Raw genomic sequence first — 16,174 nt, 5'->3', positions numbered from 1 at the left:
TCCGAGGCTCAGACCTGCATGATCTCGGCTTGTTTGGTCTCGAGCGCATCATCGACGGATTTGATCATGGTATCCGTCAGCTCCTGAACCTCGGTTTCCCAGAATTTCTGATCGTCCTCGGACATGCCGTCTGCCTTGGCCTTTTTGATCTGGTCCATGCCATCACGGCGCACATTCCTGATCGAAACCCGTGCGCTTTCTGCATATTGACCCGCGACCTTGCCGAGCTCGCGACGGCGTTCTTCGTTCAGTTCGGGAATCGGCAGCATGATGATGGTACCATTCAGTTGCGGGTTTATACCCAAACCGCTTTCCCGAATGGCCTTTTCAACTTTGCCTACGAGGCCCTTGTCCCAAACATTCACGGTTACCATGCGCGGTTCAGGGACGTTCACGGTACCAACCTGATTGATCGGAGTCATCGCGCCGTAAGCATCGACCATGACGGGCTCAAGCATTGAAGCCGATGCACGACCGGTCCGCAGCGAAGCGAATTCGGTTCTGAGGTTGGCCATGGCACCGTCCATGCGGCGTTTCAGATCATCGGTATCGAGTTCGAAATCATCAGACATGCTGCTCACTCCCCGTCTTCAGGTGATGTTCGGATGGGTCTTAAGCCATCACAAATGGGATGTATAGCAATCATGGTCACGAAATGTGGCAATGGCCAGAACTGTTTCCGGCATTTCGGCCTCATTCCCGACAATTGGGTCGGCCGGATGCATGCTCCGGCCGATCCGTTGTCTGTTTTGTCTATCAAGCGTTCACGTTTACCACGACGCGCCCTTTTACCTGACCTTGCAGGATGTCCGCTCCCAACTGGGGCAGATCAGAAAGGGTTGCTGCATGGACCATCGCCTCAAGCTTATCCATGGGCAGATCGGTTGCGATACGCGTCCAGGCACGGACCCGGTTGTCATATGGCTGCATCACGCTGTCGATGCCCAACAGATTTACACCGCGCAGCAGGAATGGGATCACGGTTGCGGGCAGCGCCGCACCACCGGCAAGGCCAACCGCAGCTACCGAGGCCCCATACTTCATCTGCCCCAGCACGCGGGCAAGCATCGCTCCGCCCACCGCATCAACACATCCGGACCAAGTTTCACTTTCCAGCGGACGCTTGGTGGTCTCGTTCAACTCGTCACGCGGGACAATTGTGGTTGCACCCAGTGATTTGAGATAATCTTCGGTTTCAGGACGCCCGGTCACAGCTGCAACCTCATAGCCCAGATGAGCCAAAATGGCCGTTGCGACCGAGCCGACACCTCCTGCAGCACCTGTGACCAGCACGGGGCCATGACCCGGCTGCAAACCTTGATCCTCCAGCGCCATGACGGCCAGCATAGCGGTGAACCCGGCAGTGCCAACTGCCATCGCCTGCCGTGTATCCAACCCATCCGGCAACGGCACCAGCCAATCTGCTCGCGCGTTTGCTTTTTGTGAATAACCGCCCCAATGCGCTTCACCTACGCGCCAGCCCGTCAGCACGACCTTGTCGCCAGGTTTGTAGCGTGCATCCGAGGACTGCTCGACCGTGCCCGCATAATCGATGCCCGGAATATGAGGATAGCTACGCACCAGACCACCGCCTTTGGGCGACATGCACAGACCGTCCTTGTAGTTCACCGTTGAATATTCAACGGCGATCGTCACTTCTCCATCCGGCAGCGCATCCAGAGAAATCTGCTTCACCGAAGCGCTTGCGAGGCCGCTTTCTTCATCTTTTTCAACGACAAGTGCATTAAACATGAACTTACTCCTTCTATTGCCTCAATCGGCTGTGTTCCTGAAATAAGGGCTTAGCGCCAGAATTTTTCCTGCACTTCGGCCCATCGCATTCCATGTTCGGTCATCAATTCGATCCGCGTACCTGGCGCCCAATGGGACCGGTCGACCATTCCAATGGCTACATTCACTCCAAACTCGGGTGAATACGCAGCCGAAGCCACCTGCCCGACCTGCCGGCCCCCGGCCATCAGCGGCCAAGATTCGGTGCACGGTCCGATCTCACCTTCAATGACAAGCGGACGGATCTGCCGGGGCGGACCGTTTTTCGCCTGATCCGCCAAAGCGGCTTTGCCGATATAATCCAGCGGAGAATTGCAGAACCGTGCTAGCCCGCATTCATAGGGCGTATTCTCGCGCCGCATGTCCGACCCGAAACTCAATAGACCGCTTTCAACACGCTCAATCCCGTTTGGGCAACCTGCCCGCACGTTCAGGTCTCGGCCATTAGAAAACAGCGTGTCCCATAGTGGCATGCCATAATCCGTCCCTTCGACGTATATCTCGAACCCGCCTTGTTTCGACCAGCCTGACCGGGCGACGACGAAAGATGTATCTTCAAACGCTAACTGTTTATATCGAAAGAACTTTATATCCCTAACTTCATCACCAAAGACGCGCGTCATCAGCTCGTCCGCCTTGGGGCCCTGTACCGCCAAGGGCGACACATCCGGCTCAGAAATATCGACATCCAGCCCCAGCGCAATCACGATTCCCAGAGCAAATTGCCAAAGGTCACCATCGGCAACCGACAACCAATAGTGATCATCCGCCAGTTTGATCGCAACAGGATCATTCAGCATGCCGCCATTGTGATCTACTATCGGCACATAATAGCACTGGTTCGCCTGCATTTTGTCCATATCGCGCGGGCTGAGCATCTTCATCAGCCGCAACGCATCCGGGCCTTTGATCTGTACCTGCCGCTCACACGAGACATCCCAGACCTGAACATGTTGTTTCAGATGCGCCGCATCAGCTTCGACGCTTTCAAAAACCGTCGCAAGCAGCATGTGATTATAAACTGTATACCCTTTGACGCCTTCGGCCTCGACGCCCGGAGTGAATGGGGTTTTGCGCACGCGCCGGTTCGGTGAGATGACTGCCATGTCAGAAATCCTCTGGCAGAAAGACAAGATCGCTGACAGGTGCCTGCGAACCAGCCTCGGTCAGCATTTGGTGCAATTGTCCGCGATGATGTGTCTGATGATTGAACATATGAATGACGCATTGCCAGTAAGGCTTTGTTACGTCGTTCTCTTTTGCAGCCGAGTACCACGTGAACAAATCGCTCAGGACATCATCCCCCAACGTATTGGCCCATCTGGCAATACGGGCGTCAATCGTATCGCGCAGCGGCAGCCAGTCGGCCATGCCAGTGCAGATCGAGACACTCTCAGGAATGCCGCCACCTGGCCCCGGTCCCTTGTCAAACCGGGAAATCCAGATCCAATCCCCCCAAAGCAGATGATTGGCAGTTCCCATGATCGACCCGAAAAAAGCGCCGCGATCCCGTGCCAATTCTTCGTCTGAAAGAGCTTTGAGAAAGCTCTTTAACTGGTTGTTTTGCCAGTGGTTATATCGCGCCATTTCACGGGCATAGGCACCGGTTATCATTACTTAGGCCCGTGCCAGTCAATCGGGCAGATCTCGGCTGACTTGCCGCCGAAGTCCCATACGCGACCATAGTCGCGCACCTTGGATTTCGTGCCTTTTGCTACAATGATGTCCGGCCCCATCCAGTATTTCGAATTTGAAACCATCACCGGATGCTCTGGGTCTTTGCCCGCAAGCATTTCGATCTCACCCTGAATCTTGCGCCCTATCATGATCCGGCGTTTGGTGCCGTCCCTTTCGATCTGAACCGGTGCACGTTCAGCCCCTATGATCTCGCTGACCAACATAGTGAACAGCCCGGTTGTGCCACCTGCCTGACCGCTGAATATCTGCAACAGTCCATTATAAGCCTTGCCGCTGGCACGTTCATCCACATAAGCCGCGACTTTCCACTGGCCTTCGCCCATGCGTCCGGGGATATCAACCAGCAGACCTACATTCAGACCGGACAAATCTTCGCCTTCGTAATGGCCTTCGTCGATCGCGATACCCATCCACGCGTGGCAATGCCCTTCGGTCGGAGGGTGTGCACCCAGCGAAACCACGCATGGGCAGAATACGTCGCACGAACAATTCAGGATCAGTTCACCCTTAACCGCCCAATCGGTCGGGCTCATCTCACGCCGCTTGGGATTTGGCATCCGGCTGTCAATTCTTTGACTGACCGGCAGCTTGTCTGCATCCGGTTTTCTATTTTTAGCCATCGACTTATCCTCCGTAAACAATGTGATGAGCGAGCAGTGCAAAACCACCCGCAATCAAGACGAATCCCATAGGACGGGTCACGGCGTGCCCGATCTGGGGAAGTTTTTCCAATACCATGAACAGGGTCGCCAGCCCCATCCAGAGCAGGCTCATGACGCCGCCGACAAAGCCCAACGCCATGAAGCCCCAGCAGCAACCGACACAGAACGCACCCAGTCCGACGCCCATGCGTACACCGCCGCCGAATCCGGTTTTCCAGTGGCCCAGAAAATACGTCATCGGTGCATGGCAAACACCGTGGCAGACTTCTTTCACCCGAGAAAACTGAAAGGCACCCACGGCGATCAACAGGCCGGCGGCCAGATATGGCGATTTAGCGATTCCCAACATATCAACCGCGCCGCCAAACAGCAGCGCCAATTGCAGGCCAGTGATCAGCGCAGCGAAGCCCACCCAAACTATGAAGTATCCGGATAGAACGCCCAGCCACCCTGCCCGCGTACCGTTCGCGCTGCGGATCAGATCATCATAACTGCGCAACGTGGGCACCAAAGTCGGCAGCATCATGGCCGCCATCATGATCGCCCACATCCAGAAAAGTGGGCCGAACTCGGCCATGGGCATATACATGTCCATACGCGGATCCATGGCCGCCATCGCCTGACCCATCGGTCCGGGTCGACCGATCCAGTCCACGTCCATATCGCGGCTCATTGAGACCATCATCCACCACGACCAAAGGATCGTGATGTAGAAGCCCAACCAAAGCGCGCTGCGGAAAATTGAGCGACTCACTTGCTCCTCCCGACTCAACTCTCTTGCTTTTCAAATGTCAGACTTTTAAATGTCAGACAAATAAAAATTACGCATCGCCGAAAACAACCATGAAAATCGACCCTCAGAGTACTGCAGATCTATCCGCTCAAATTGCTCAGGCGATCCGCGACGCCATTATCTCGGGTCGGCTGATCGTCGATGAGCGTCTGCCATCAGAATCTGAGTTGGCCGATCAGTTCAAAGTATCACGGCCTACGGTTCGCGAAGCATTGAAACGTCTGGCAGCGCAGTCCCTTATCCGCACGCAACGCGGGGCATCGGGTGGTGCGTTTGTGAACCGGCTGAGTTTTGAGGACGCCTATTCCCAACAAGTCACAACCTCGACACTGCTGCTGTCGATGAACGCAGTCAGTTTCGACACCGCATGCGAAGCGCGTTATGCGCTCGAACGTGCATGCGCTGCTTTGTCGGCACAACGTCGTACCGCGGATCAACTCGCCACCATGCGGGCCGAGATTTTTCGTCAGGCGCAACCAGGTCTCACAGATGAGGCTTTCTGCGCGTCCGACGTCGCCTTTCATCGCGCGCTTGTGGATGGCGCGGGCAACCCCGTTCTGTCCTACCAATTGGCCGGTGCGGTCGAGGCTATGCAACCTCTGATGAACATGATTACGTTCACGGCTCGATCCCGCGAAGAGATCATCGCCCTTCACAGTGACATCACAGACGCACTGGAAGCGCGTGATGCCGGCCCGGTCGATGCGGCATTGATCAAACTTGAGGCCTATACACGGCAACTGGCGCAGGACGTGGCCGAAAGACGACGCAAACCCGCCTGACCACAGGCAAAAAGGAACGAAGGACGGCGAGGTGCCCGAGCAGGCAGCATGACATCCGGCGTTAAGACCGGAACTTCCAACATGAATTGAAGATCAATGACTTACGGGAGGACGTTATGAACCAAAGACCGGACCCAACCTTTTACCCATCAGCCAAACTGGCGATGGAGGGCCCCACTGAGACGCTTGCATTCACCTTGATGCTAAGCCCTGATTTTTCCCAACCAGACGGTTTGGCCGTCGTGAACGTGGATCCGACTTCGGATGATTACGGAAAAATTGTTCATCAGGTGATCATGCCAGAAAAAGGCGATGAGTTTCACCATTTCGGGTGGAACGCTTGTTCCTCTGCGCTGTCACCGCTTAGTGGCCATGCGTTTCTGGAACGCCGCTACCTCATTGTTCCTGGCATACGATCAAGCCGGATCTACATTATCGACGTCAAGAACCCGCTTGAGGCCAAGATACACAAGATCATCGAACCCGAAGAAGTTTTTGCAAAAACTGGATATTCCCGCCCGCACACGATCCATTGCGGACCGGAGGGGATCTACGTGAGCACGCTTGGAGGCGGTGGCGAAGACGGCACGGACGGTCCTCCGGGCATTTTCATCATGGATTGCGAGAGCTTCGAGATCATCGGGCGCTACGAGATCGAGCGAGGTATCCAAGACAAACACTACGATTTCTGGTGGAACCTGCCACGCGACTATATGGTCAGTTCGGAATGGGGACTGCCTCCGCAATTCGAAAACGGCATCGTGGCCGAGGATCTGCTTTCGAACAAATACGGGCACAGCATCCATTTCTGGAACCTACGCAGCCGGACCAATATTCAGACCATCGATCTGGGTGAAAATCACCAGATGGCCCTGGAAATCCGGCCCGCTCACGATCCGGTCAAACAATATGGGTTCTGTGGTGTGGTGGTTGACACGACCAACCTGCAGGGCGCGATCTTTACTTGGTGGCGTAATGATGATGGCACCTTCGAGGCCAAGAAGACCATCACGATCGATCCGCAGCCCGCTGATCCAGATGACTTGCCTGAATTGCTGAAAGGCTTCTCTGCCGTTCCGCCACTGGTCACGGATATCGACCTCAGCTTGGACGATAAATACCTTTATGTGGCCTGTTGGGGCACGGGTGAGATGCATCAATACGATGTCTCTGATCCGATGAACCCGACCCTTGCGGGCAAAGTCGAGATCGGGGGGATCGTCAAGAAAACAAAACATCCCAACGGGCAAGACTTTGGTTACGGGCCGCAGATGGTTGAAATCAGCCGCGACGGAAAGCGGGTATATTGGACCAATTCGCTTTATTCCACTTGGGATGATCAGTTCTATCCCGGTGAACGCGGGGCTGCGATGGTCAAGGCGGATGTTGGCGAGAACGGGGGCCTGACATTGGATCCGAAGTTCTGGGTCGACTTCCCGGACGGATATCGGGCCCACCAAATCCGGCTTGAGGGTGGAGACTGTTCAACCGATAGTTTCTGCTACCCATCGGTCTGAGTTGGAGACTCTGATGACATCAACGGCTGGTCTCTGGCTGGCCGTTGTGCTTAGCGGCGCTTATCATGGCCTGAATCCCGGAATGGGCTGGCCGCTTGCGGTATCTTCGGCGCTGATGGAACAACGGCCATCAGCTTTGTGGCGCGCATTGACCGCCCTGGCTGGTGGTCATTTCGTCGCCATGCTGGGGGTCCTACTGCCATTTGCTATGATGGCAGTTCTGGTTGAATATCAACGCGAAATTCGTATCGGCGCTGCGCTGATTGTGATCACAATGGGTGTTTACATCGCCATAACACGCCGGCATCCCCGGATGTTGTCGCGCGTACCGCCAAGCAAATTGGCACTTTGGTCGTTCCTCGTTGCGCTGGCACACGGCGCGGCGTTGATGTTGGTTCCGATTTATCTTGGATTGTGTGGATCAGACGAGCTGGAAACGGGCCAGATCGCAGTCTCTCAGATCATGGCGAGCAATGGCCTGCTCGTACTGACGGTCGCTGCACTTCACACAGCCGCCATGATCCTTGGCGGAGGCATTTTGGCCTTCGCCGTCTATCGCTGGCTGGGCCTTCAATTTCTGTCACGCAGCTGGTTCAATCTGGAACTTGTCTGGGCTCTCAGCCTGATCGCGGTCGGAGTTATAGGCTTGTGGTCAGCGATTTAGATGCTTTTCTTTACATAGTGCTGCGCTAGACTCTGCGAGCAGAGCAGAAAGGGAAAAAGTCCATGATCGCAACCCTTAACGTGATTGCCGCCTTGCTGACCGTCGGCTTTGGTTTGTTCGGATTTCTGGCCCCGGCCTACACAGCCAACGCGCTGGACCTAGCCCCCACCAAAAGCACCATGGGACTTAGTGAGATGCGAGCCTCGGTTGGCGGGTTGTTCGTGGTGACAGGTGCCGTGGTTCTCTGGCTCAACACACCGATGGCATATGCCATGCTGGGCGTTGTTTATGCAGGGGCGGCGTTGGGTCGGTTTGTGTCTTTGGCGCTGGATAATCCCCCGTTCGTCAAGGCGCTGACTTTTGGTGGAATCGAGCTTGTTCTGGCCCTTTGGCTTATTATCGCCAACATGAACAGAGCTGCTTAACTTATTGAATTTTATATAAGTCAACCTTAGCATTCCGGGTTTGCATCCGACCACGTCCTAACCTATATATGAGGGGTCCTTCGGGACTATGGACATAAACGCGCTCGTAATAAGCGGATCGGACCCGGGGGCGGTACCCGGCGGCTCCACCAACATCCTTCGTTTGAGGATCATGGGGCCGAAATAGGATCGACGAACGTCTAAAGGGGTTAGCTTTGTCTCGGCTGTCTGCCACCGTTACCGGCGAAACTAGTACAATTGCAAACGACAATCGTGCTCCGGTTGCAGTTGCTGCGTAAGCAGTAGCAAGACCGAAACTTAAGCCCTTGCGCCTAGCCGCGTAAGGCGGGGTTCGCAGGTACCTGGCAACAGAAACCTGCATTTTACCGATTATGTCTGCTCCATGCCCATAACTCACCAGGGATTCAGGGTTTATTCATTTCTCTGATCCATCTTCCTGAACAAGCGACAGGAGGGCTGAGATGACGAATTCTGACAGGCTTAGGGCATGGTATTCAGAGGTCTGGGAACAAGGCAATACCGATGCAATCGATCAGTTTTTTGCCCCGGATACGATGGCCGAAGGGTTGATACCCGAAATGCAGGTTGGCGCGGACGACTTTCGCGATCTGGTCATGGCGTTTCGTCATGTTCTGGGCGAGATCACAGTCGAACTGCCGAAGATCATCGAAAATGGTGATTGGGTCTCTGGTATTCTGCATGTCCGCACCTTCCGGGCCGATAACGGTGCCCCGCTTGAAGTTACCGGACAAGTCATGGCGCGCTTCAAAGGGGACAAGATGGTCGAGGCCTATAATCAGTTTGATTTCATTACACTTTTTGAACAACTGGGGCAGTTCCCACAGGATACCCTTCCGGTTTGCATGACCGGGCAAAGGTTGGACTGGGCCTGATAAACTTGACCGCAAGCTTGACCCATCCCGCATTTGCGCGCTAGCAGAGGATCAAGGGGTAAGCTTGCGAACACCCCGTGAGGCGGCAGCCCAAGTTCGCATGTATCCAAAGCAATAAGGAAACATGCAATGGCTGCCCCCAATGCAATTACACCCCGACAACTCTTGCGCCTGATCGGTACGCCTCAGGCTCCTATCCTGTTTGATGTGCGAACAGATGGGGATTTCGACGATGATCCCTCCCTCATACCCGGCGCATTCCGAATGCCATATCAAAATGTTGATGGCATAAGAAATCATACCGGCGATCATTCTTGCGTAGTAATTTGCCAGAAAGGCAAAAAGCTGAGTCAGGGCGTTGTTTCATGGCTGCAGGCTGAAGGGGTGGTGGCAGAATTTCTGGAAGGTGGAATGTTCGCCTGGCGCGCTATGCCGGGCGCAATGGTCGTGCCTGTGCCTGCCCTTCCTGCAGTTGCAAAAGGCAACACGGTCTGGTTGACGCGGCACCGCCCCAAGATTGATCGCATCGCGTGCCCCTGGCTGATCCGCAGGTTTGTCGACAGGCGCGCTCGGTTCCTGTTTGTAGCACCGGATGAAATTCAGGGGGTTGCCGAGCACTTCGGCGCCACACCCTTTGATGTTGAAGGAACTGATTGGAGCCATCGCGGCGACAATTGCACCTTTGACACGATGCTGGATGACTTCAAGCTTCGATCTGAGCCTCTGGACCGCATGGCGACGATCATACGTGCCGCCGATACAAACAGGCACGATCTGGCGCCTGAGGCCGCCGGGTTGCTGGCCCTTTCGGTCGGCTTGTCGCGCCAGTATCGGGATGACCAACAACAATTGCAGGCTGGAATGCACATCTATGATGCACTCTATCGCTGGGCGCGCGATGGCTCTAGCGAGACGCATGACTGGCCCGCGGGTCACGGCAGATGACCCCTTCATATCAAGAGTTGATCAGGGTGTTTGGGCGCATCGGGCTGCTGTCCTTCGGCGGCCCCGCCGCCCAAATTTCACTGATGCATCAGGAGCTGGTCGAAAAGCGCCCCTGGTTGGTCGAACAGACCTATCTGCGCGCGCTTTCCTTATGCATGCTGTTGCCAGGTCCCGAGGCCATGCAGCTTGCCACTTATGCAGGTTGGCGGCTGCGCGGCGTGGCCGGAGGGTTAATCGCGGGCTGTTTGTTTGTACTGCCAGGTGCTCTGGTGATCGCGCTGCTGGTATTGCTTTATGCGGCCTATGGTACATTGCCTTTGGTTCAAGCCGGGTTCTTGGGCATCAAGGCCACGGTGATCATCATCGTCCTGCAAGCATTACGGAACCTATCGAGGAAAGCGCTTACAGACGTCGAGCACCGGGTTATCGCGGGCCTAGCCTTTTTGGGGATCTTTGTCTTCAACCTGCCCTTCCCGCTAATCATACTGTGCGCTGCCGTTTGGGGATTCGTGACTTCGAAAGACGACAAGCCCGTTGCCGTTCAAACCAGCCCAACACTTGCCAATCCTGTTCGCACAGCGGTTTTCTGGCTTATTCTTTGGCTGGGGCCGTTGTTTGTTCTGTCTTTGAGCGGTCAGGAACTGCTCAGCGATCTGGGCTGGTTCTTTGCCCGCCTTGCGGTTGTAACTTTTGGCGGTGCCTATGCGGTGCTGGCCTATATGACCCAGACCGTGGTCGAAACCTACCAATGGATCAGCACGGACCAGATGATCGACGCGCTAGGTCTGGCCGAAACCACGCCTGGGCCACTGATTCTGGTGACTCAGTTTGTGGCCATGCTTAGCGGTCAGATTGCCGGAGGCGCCTCGCTGGCGTTTGCGGCGGGCATTGTCGCTTTATGGGCGACGTTTGTACCGTGTTTTCTGTGGATTTTTCTTGCAGCCCCGCATCTGGATAGAATCGCCGAGCGTCCGCGTCTTGGGGCCGCGATGCACGGAATCACAGCTGCGGTCGTCGGAGTGATTCTCAACCTCTCCGTGTGGTTCGGGCTAAACGTCTTGTTCACCTCAATTCCGGGGTGGCATTGGGGACCAGTTTCTCTCCCCCTACCCGACCTTTCGTCGCTTGAATTCAGCGCACTTGTGCTGACCGTTCTGGCTGGCCTGTTGATTTTCCGTATGAAATCCGGTTTAGCAACCACACTTGGTATCATGGTTCTGGCCGGACTAGGCATGCAGGTTTTGTAATCAATACAGCCCAGCACAGCCTTTCGTTTCCGTCCGAATGAACTATGCTGGGATTAACCACTTTCGAGGATCAACCATGTCGCAAGACATCGACTACGGGAATCTGATGCACACGGCCATGCGAGGCCTGATCAAGACCGTCCTGACCGACGTGTCCGAAACCGGCCTGCCCGGTTCGCATCATTTCTTTATCACTTTTGATACACGGCATGAGGGCGTTGAGTTGGCCGATTGGCTGCGTGAGCGCTATCCAGGCGAGATGACGATTGTCATGCAGCACTGGTTCGAAAACCTCGAAGTCGGTGACGATGGCTTTTCGATTACGCTGAATTTCGGGGATGCGCCGGAACCCCTTTACATCCCCTATCTGGCGATCAAGACCTTCGTGGATCCTTCGGTTGAGTTTGGCTTGCGCTTTGAAAGCCCAGAAGACGAGGACGAAGAGATCCATGTGACGGAAGAAGCCCCGATTGAGCTTGAGGCCGAAGAGACGGAACCTCAGCATGATGCGGATGTGGTCTCGCTGGACAGCTTTCGGAAATGACCCAGAAAACCCCGCTTGATGCGGGGTTTATTCTTTTTGAAGGAATGTCTCGACCGAGCGCGACTTAACCCCATCGCGAAACCGGGAAAATGACAGGTCGAGCCCGCCATCAGCTAGTGTCCGGTCAAATTGCTGAAGCTCATAGCCACCGTTTTCGGCTATGAACAACGAAAACACCGTCAGAGTATCTCCTTCGATCCGCCCCCAAACAAAAGGTTCCCCTTTCATCGGGTCAAGCGGCACCTCATGGCCAAACACATTTCGCTTCATGGCCGCAGAATAAACATCGGGCCGATCCGAGCTTTGAAAATCAACCGAGTATTTCTCATCCTTGATGCGACCGTCGGCTTTGTAAGTCGTGGTGGTCCAACTCACGTTGAAGCCCCCTTTAATTTCCTGAATCGAAACGCTCATATCCCGAGGGGTCGCCGTACCATCCGCATCAACAACGTCGGCCGAACCGGTATAGTCGCCCACGAACGGCTCGATTCCCGTCGCCTGAGCGTGTTGCACAAATACTGCCAGCCAAAAACTCGCGGCAAACAATAACGCAAGCGTATACAAAGGGCTTTTGAGAAGTGACACGCGCATGGTTGCCTCCGTCAGGGTTATTGTCCCATCTTAACTTTAGCCCGCCGACGTACAATGGCACTGTTTTCGCTAACAGAAATTATTTGTAGCTGTGCCGCGTCTATACCTTTGCGCGGCCCAAGTTTAAGGTGCGCTCAACTGGCCGATTGCGCCACAGCCTTGCTGCGGGTAAACGGCATACGACTGCATACCAGACCGGAGCGACCGATGTCTCAAACCCGCACTGAATCCGACAGCTTTGGCCCGCTTGAGGTGCCTGCCGATAAGTACTGGGGCGCGCAAACGCAGCGTTCGATCATGAACTTCCCCATCGGCTGGGAAAAGCAGCCCGTCGCCATCGTGCGCGCGTTGGGTGTGATCAAAAAGGCCTGTGCAATTGAAAACAAAGCCATCGGCAAGCTGGACGCCAAGATCGCCGACGCGATCATACAAGCGGCCGGTGAAGTGTTCGAAGGCAAGTTTGACGACAACTTTCCTCTGGTCGTATGGCAAACCGGCTCGGGCACGCAATCCAATATGAACTCGAACGAGGTCATTGCGAACCGCGCGATTGAGATTATGGGTGGCGAGATTGGCTCGAAAGATCCCGTTCACCCGAATGATCACTGCAATATGGGTCAATCCTCGAACGATACTTTCCCCACCGCGATGCACATCGCCACAGCGATGAGTGTGCGCGATGTGTTGATGCCCGGGCTTGAGAAGTTCGCCTCGGCGCTGGATGCCAAGGCAAAAGAGTTTGCCGGTATCATCAAGATCGGCCGCACCCATACGCAGGATGCCACGCCGTTGACGTTGGAACAGGAATTCGGCGGGTATGCGCATCAAATTCGTCAGGGCATTGCGCGTGTAGAAGCTGCAATGCCCGGTATCTATGAACTGGCTCAAGGCGGTACTGCTGTGGGTACCGGTTTGAACACGCATGGCGGCTGGGATGAGGCTGTCGCCAAGAATATGGCCGATATCACCGGCCTGCCCTTTGTGACCGCGCCGAACAAATTCGAAGCTCTGGCCGCACATGATGCCATGGTCTTTTTGTCGGGCGCTTTGGCCACGATTGCCGGTTCCTGCTATAAGATTGCCAACGATATCCGTCTGTTGGGTTCGGGGCCCCGCTCAGGATTGGGTGAGCTTATCCTGCCCGAAAACGAGCCCGGTTCGTCCATCATGCCAGGCAAGGTGAACCCGACACAGGCCGAGGCGCTGACTCAGGTGGCCGCGCATGTGATGGGCAACGACGCAGCAATGAAGTTTGCAGGCTCGCAGGGCCATTTCCAGTTGAACGTCTACAACCCGATGATGTCCTATAACCTGCTGCAGTCGATCCAGCTGCTCGGCGATGCAACCGACAGCTTTACCGAGCGAATGCTGTTGGGCATCAAAGCCAACGAGCCACGCATCGACAAGCTGATGAAGGAATCCCTGATGCTGGTGACTGCTCTGGCACCGACAATCGGGTATGACAACGCCACGACCGTCGCCAAAACAGCGCACAAGAACGGCACAACACTTAAGGAAGAAGCCATTGCGTTGGGCTTTGTGGACGAGGCTACGTTTGATGCGGTTGTACGGCCCGAGCATATGATTGGACCCAAGGACTGATGGGTAAACCGGTTAACCTGAACCGGTTTCGAAAAGAAAAAGCGCGGGCTGAAAAAAAGGCCCGCGCGGATGCAAACGCTGCGAAACACGGGCAATCCAAAGCCGACAGGACCGTTGTAAAGCTGCAGCAAGACCGGCAGCGCCGGGACCTTGACGGTCACAAGGTCGACGAATGAGTGGACGTCCTGTCAAACGCTCCCTGACCTTGCAAGGTCATCGAACATCCGTTTCGCTTGAGGATGAGTTCTGGCAAGCCTTCCGTGATATCGCGCGGGAAAAAGATATCCCAATCAATGTCCTGGCGGCAAATATTGATGCAGAGCGCGACCCGGAAACCGGACTGGCTTCGGCCATTCGTGTCTTCATTCTGAATTGGTATCGACAAACCGATTAAGTACTTGATTTCAAACAATCGCGTCGCTTATCCTTGCGGAGAACAAAAAGGGTACATTCATGAACGATTTGGCAACGGGCCCAGATGGAAAACCTCGGTGTTCGTGGTGCAAGGCCGTCCCCGAATTCTTTGACTATCATGATAACGAATGGGGATATCCGGTTTCCGATGACAGACGACTGTTTGAGAAACTGTGCCTCGAGAGCTTTCAGTCAGGCTTGAGTTGGCGCACCATTCTGTCAAAACGCGAGAATTTCAGGGCAGCGTTTTATAAATTCGATTTCAATAAGATAGCTGAGTTTTCTGATGCCGATATCAATCGACTTCTGGACGACAAAGGCATCGTGCGTCACCGCGGCAAGATCGAAGCCGTGATCAACAACGCCCGCCGTGTGCAGGACCTTATCGCAACCGAGGGATCATTGGCAGCTTATGTCTGGAGGTACGAGCCCGAGACGCCACCCGCCCCGCAAAGCGCATCCACCTCGGCAGAATCCATTGCGATGTCAAAAGACCTGAAAAAACGCGGCTGGAAATTCGTCGGTCCGACGACCGTGTTTGCATTCATGCAGGCCATGGGGCTGATCAACGATCACGCCATTGGATGCGCCATGCACGAAAAAGCGGCGCAGATGCGCCGCGATTTCATCAAACCCGAATAGATTCTCCCCGCGATCAGATCGAAGCGCGGTAGATATTGTCGATATTGCCGCCGAGTGCCGCGTTGAAATCCGCATCAGATTGCTGCTTTGACAATCCCTCGGTCAGTGCGCGCGAGAATGAGGCGATCATTTTGCTGTTTTGGCCAAGCAGGTCGCAGGCCTGCTCGGTCGAGTACCCGCCGGACAGCGCCACAACACGCAGGACGCGCGGGTGATCCGCCACCTCATCATAAAGGTTGGCCTGGCTGGGGATCGTCAGCTTCAGCATCACTTCCTGACCCTCGACCAATTGATCCAGGTTCTTCAGAATTTCTGATTTCAGAATGTCCTCAGCCTCGGCCTTGGTTTCCGAGTGGATGTTTACCTCAGGCTCGACAATTGGGACCATTCCCGCATCAGTGACCACGCGTGCGACCTGGAACTGCTGCGCGACAACGTCGGCAATGCCCTGAGCATTGGCTTCGTGGATAACTGAACGTTCCTTGGTGCCAAAAACACCATCCGCCTTGGCCAACGTCTCAGCCAGCCCCGGAATTGGCTTCATCATCTGAACACCGTTGGCCTGATCCTCAAGCCCTTTGTCGATTTTCAGAAATGGTACGATACCTTTTTCGGACCACAGGTAATCCGCGACCTTCTTGCCGTCGATTTCTTCGCCCAAGGTCCGTTCGAACAGGATCGCACCAATCACTTTATCCTTGGTGAAATCGTCAGCCAGAATGATCCGCGCGCGCATCTTCTGAATCTCGCCGAACATCTCTTCGTCTGATCCGTAGTCCGATGCTTCAACGCCGTACAAAGCCAGCGCTTTCGGGGTTGAACCGCCGCTTTGGTCCAGTGCTGCGATAAATCCTGCGCCTTCGGACATCTGCGCGCGCTGTTCTGCTTTCGACATAACTCAATCCCGTTCAATATGATTCCGCATTTTCAAACCGCATACAGC

General features: G+C 55.0%; 20 protein-coding genes and 1 other RNA gene. 13 read left to right on the top strand and 8 right to left on the bottom strand.

Annotation, left to right across the window (positions count from 1 at the left end):
- Window positions 1-8: 8 nt before the first annotated feature.
- The 6 genes from frr to ACR0AW_RS02120 form a co-directional block, all read right to left on the bottom strand.
- A complete protein-coding gene (frr, locus tag ACR0AW_RS02145; RefSeq protein ID WP_170393138.1) occupies window positions 9-572 on the bottom strand; it encodes a ribosome recycling factor in 564 nt (187 codons plus the stop codon).
- A 184-nt stretch (window positions 573-756) separates the two neighbouring features.
- Window positions 757-1,752 carry an acryloyl-CoA reductase gene (gene acuI / locus ACR0AW_RS02140; protein ID WP_170732140.1) on the bottom strand — a complete coding sequence of 332 codons (996 nt, stop codon included), beginning with the start codon at window positions 1,750-1,752 and terminating at the stop codon, window positions 757-759.
- A gap of 50 nt (window positions 1,753-1,802) precedes the next feature.
- A complete protein-coding gene (locus tag ACR0AW_RS02135) occupies window positions 1,803-2,897 on the bottom strand; it encodes a dimethylsulfoniopropionate demethylase (protein ID WP_170732138.1) in 1,095 nt (364 codons plus the stop codon).
- Between the two features lies 1 nt (window position 2,898).
- Window positions 2,899-3,405 (bottom strand): DinB family protein, encoded by a 507-nt coding sequence (locus ACR0AW_RS02130; protein WP_170732136.1) that lies wholly within the window; start codon window positions 3,403-3,405, stop codon window positions 2,899-2,901.
- Window positions 3,405-4,109, bottom strand: coding sequence for a DUF1326 domain-containing protein (locus ACR0AW_RS02125; protein ID WP_170393142.1), 705 nt, complete (start codon window positions 4,107-4,109; stop codon window positions 3,405-3,407). The genes ACR0AW_RS02130 and ACR0AW_RS02125 overlap by 1 nt, the downstream gene beginning before the upstream one ends.
- 4 nt (window positions 4,110-4,113) lie before the next feature.
- On the bottom strand, window positions 4,114-4,905 hold the full coding sequence (locus ACR0AW_RS02120; protein ID WP_170393143.1) for a DUF2182 domain-containing protein: 792 nt from the start codon (window positions 4,903-4,905) through the stop codon (window positions 4,114-4,116).
- Between the two features lie 89 nt (window positions 4,906-4,994).
- Here ACR0AW_RS02120 and ACR0AW_RS02115 point away from each other — a divergent pair, with 89 nt between their 5' ends.
- The 9 genes from ACR0AW_RS02115 (at window position 4,995) to ACR0AW_RS02075 (ending at window position 11,982) form a co-directional block, all read left to right on the top strand.
- Entirely contained in the window at window positions 4,995-5,726 is a 732-nt protein-coding gene (locus tag ACR0AW_RS02115) for a FadR/GntR family transcriptional regulator (protein WP_170732135.1), read from the top strand.
- A 116-nt stretch (window positions 5,727-5,842) separates the two neighbouring features.
- Window positions 5,843-7,243 carry a selenium-binding protein SBP56-related protein gene (locus ACR0AW_RS02110; RefSeq protein ID WP_170393145.1) on the top strand — a complete coding sequence of 467 codons (1,401 nt, stop codon included), beginning with the start codon at window positions 5,843-5,845 and terminating at the stop codon, window positions 7,241-7,243.
- Window positions 7,244-7,256: 13 nt separating this feature from the next.
- A complete protein-coding gene (locus tag ACR0AW_RS02105) occupies window positions 7,257-7,907 on the top strand; it encodes a hypothetical protein (RefSeq protein WP_170421484.1) in 651 nt (216 codons plus the stop codon).
- Window positions 7,908-7,969: 62 nt separating this feature from the next.
- Window positions 7,970-8,332, top strand: a complete 363-nt coding sequence (locus ACR0AW_RS02100) for a DUF4345 family protein (protein WP_170421482.1) — start codon at window positions 7,970-7,972, stop codon at window positions 8,330-8,332.
- Window positions 8,333-8,368: 36 nt separating this feature from the next.
- Window positions 8,369-8,715: a transfer-messenger RNA gene (ssrA, locus tag ACR0AW_RS02095) on the top strand.
- A gap of 99 nt (window positions 8,716-8,814) precedes the next feature.
- A complete protein-coding gene (locus ACR0AW_RS02090) occupies window positions 8,815-9,246 on the top strand; it encodes an ester cyclase (RefSeq protein ID WP_170393148.1) in 432 nt (143 codons plus the stop codon).
- 129 nt (window positions 9,247-9,375) lie between these two features.
- Window positions 9,376-10,191: a sulfurtransferase/chromate resistance protein gene (locus tag ACR0AW_RS02085; protein WP_170421479.1), complete on the top strand. Its 816-nt coding sequence runs from the start codon at window positions 9,376-9,378 to the stop codon at window positions 10,189-10,191.
- A complete protein-coding gene (gene chrA / locus ACR0AW_RS02080; RefSeq protein WP_480438524.1) occupies window positions 10,188-11,438 on the top strand; it encodes a chromate efflux transporter in 1,251 nt (416 codons plus the stop codon). The genes ACR0AW_RS02085 and chrA overlap by 4 nt, the downstream gene beginning before the upstream one ends.
- A 76-nt stretch (window positions 11,439-11,514) precedes the next feature.
- Window positions 11,515-11,982, top strand: coding sequence for a ClpXP protease specificity-enhancing factor SspB (locus tag ACR0AW_RS02075; protein WP_170405597.1), 468 nt, complete (start codon window positions 11,515-11,517; stop codon window positions 11,980-11,982).
- A gap of 27 nt (window positions 11,983-12,009) precedes the next feature.
- Here ACR0AW_RS02075 and ACR0AW_RS02070 read toward each other — a convergent pair whose 3' ends face one another.
- The gene (locus ACR0AW_RS02070; RefSeq protein WP_170421470.1) at window positions 12,010-12,573 is read right to left on the bottom strand and encodes a hypothetical protein; all 564 of its coding nucleotides are present in this window, start codon (window positions 12,571-12,573) and stop codon (window positions 12,010-12,012) included.
- A gap of 207 nt (window positions 12,574-12,780) precedes the next feature.
- On the opposite strand from ACR0AW_RS02070, the gene fumC reads away from it, so the two are divergent.
- The 4 genes from fumC to ACR0AW_RS02050 are packed head-to-tail and all read left to right on the top strand — an operon-like array spanning window position 12,781 to window position 15,231.
- Window positions 12,781-14,175 (top strand): class II fumarate hydratase, encoded by a 1,395-nt coding sequence (gene fumC, locus ACR0AW_RS02065; protein WP_170595699.1) that lies wholly within the window; start codon window positions 12,781-12,783, stop codon window positions 14,173-14,175.
- Window positions 14,175-14,351, top strand: coding sequence for a DUF4169 family protein (locus ACR0AW_RS02060; RefSeq protein ID WP_170393154.1), 177 nt, complete (start codon window positions 14,175-14,177; stop codon window positions 14,349-14,351). The genes fumC and ACR0AW_RS02060 overlap by 1 nt, the downstream gene beginning before the upstream one ends.
- Entirely contained in the window at window positions 14,348-14,569 is a 222-nt protein-coding gene (locus tag ACR0AW_RS02055) for a ribbon-helix-helix domain-containing protein (protein ID WP_170393155.1), read from the top strand. The genes ACR0AW_RS02060 and ACR0AW_RS02055 overlap by 4 nt, the downstream gene beginning before the upstream one ends.
- Before the next feature lie 59 nt (window positions 14,570-14,628).
- Complete coding sequence (locus ACR0AW_RS02050) at window positions 14,629-15,231, top strand: DNA-3-methyladenine glycosylase I (RefSeq protein WP_170732124.1); 603 nt, start codon at window positions 14,629-14,631, stop codon at window positions 15,229-15,231.
- A gap of 13 nt (window positions 15,232-15,244) precedes the next feature.
- Here the strand turns inward: ACR0AW_RS02050 and ACR0AW_RS02045 are convergent, their stop codons facing one another.
- The gene (locus ACR0AW_RS02045) at window positions 15,245-16,126 is read right to left on the bottom strand and encodes a fructose bisphosphate aldolase (RefSeq protein WP_170732122.1); all 882 of its coding nucleotides are present in this window, start codon (window positions 16,124-16,126) and stop codon (window positions 15,245-15,247) included.
- Window positions 16,127-16,174 lie beyond the last annotated feature (48 nt).

The organism is Ruegeria sp. C5, from assembly GCF_056537605.1.
Note: the sequence above shows the minus strand (reverse complement) of the source record. Positions and strands in the feature narration are given on the sequence as shown.